The 1,039-nt window shown below is 59.4% G+C and carries 1 protein-coding gene; it reads right to left on the reverse strand.

Annotated elements, in window-relative coordinates; genetic code table 11:
• Positions 1-285: 285 nt before the first annotated feature.
• The coding region (aac(3)-IId, locus tag FTV42_RS17345; RefSeq protein ID WP_117115753.1) for an aminoglycoside N-acetyltransferase AAC(3)-IId at positions 286-1,039 on the reverse strand (754 nt) is incomplete at its 5' end.

Raw genomic sequence — 1,039 nt, forward strand, 5'->3', positions numbered from 1 at the left:
CTCCATCAGCAAAAGGGGATGATAAGTTTATCACCACCGACTATTTGCAACAGTGCCGTAATTCCTTCGAATCTCCCTGACCGCCGCGATCGTAAGTCCCCTCCACAAGGGGAGATCCTGATAGTCTCCGCTCGCTGGCATGGGGCCCGTTTCTTTCACCACGACCCCGATTTCCTCGGGGTCAAAGATCAGCGATTTGGAACGCCGATCGCGCAGCCGCTTAGCGAGCGTCGTCTTTCCGGCGCCGAAAGGTCCGTTGATCCAGATTATCATTGTCGACGGCCTCTAACCTGAAGGCTCGCAAGAGCGCTCGACGGCCTCGTGCGGAGGCACGATCGGAGTGGTTCCGAAATGCTTCTCAAGATAGGTGACGCCGAACGTCACGATGTCCTGCGCGTCGAACAGGTAGCACTGAGCAAAGCCCACGACACCTTCTCGATGGCGACCGAGCTTCACGTAAGCATTTGCTATAGTTTCAACCGCATCCGGCTTTCCTTCGATAGCAAAGCAATCGAGAATGCCGTTTGAATCGTAATCCGATGCCGTTTTCCAGGCGACTTCACCGTCTCTTCCAAGCATCGGCATCTCATACGTCACCCACCGTTTGTTGGGGATATCGGCAACCGCCTCGGCGTAGTGCAATGCGGTAACGGAGTTTAGCGGCGCACCCAACAGCAGGGCCTTCCCGCCAAGGCGAACGAACCGCTCGACGGGCGATCCTTCCCCCAAGGCGTGACCGAGTTCGTGAGGCTCCGTCAGCGTTTCAGCCAGCGGACCAACCGCGACCATCGATGCATCGGGGTGCGCGCTGCGCCGCGCGCCGGGGGCTTGAACCAGAAATTGATTCAGCAGGCCGAACCCACGGTAAGTCCCGGCTGTTGCGGGATCGAACGGCAGCCAGGTACGGCGGGCTTCGTCATCCAGCCGAGCGCCATTCAGAGTCTCCTCGTAGGGTGATCGGTCCCACGACGCGTATCCCATCACAGTGCCAGTCGGCCCAACCGCGGAGCGTAACGCGGCAACGACCGTCTCCGCTCCT

This window comes from Acinetobacter sp. YH16052 (assembly GCF_013417155.1).
Taxonomy (GTDB): domain Bacteria; phylum Pseudomonadota; class Gammaproteobacteria; order Pseudomonadales; family Moraxellaceae; genus Acinetobacter.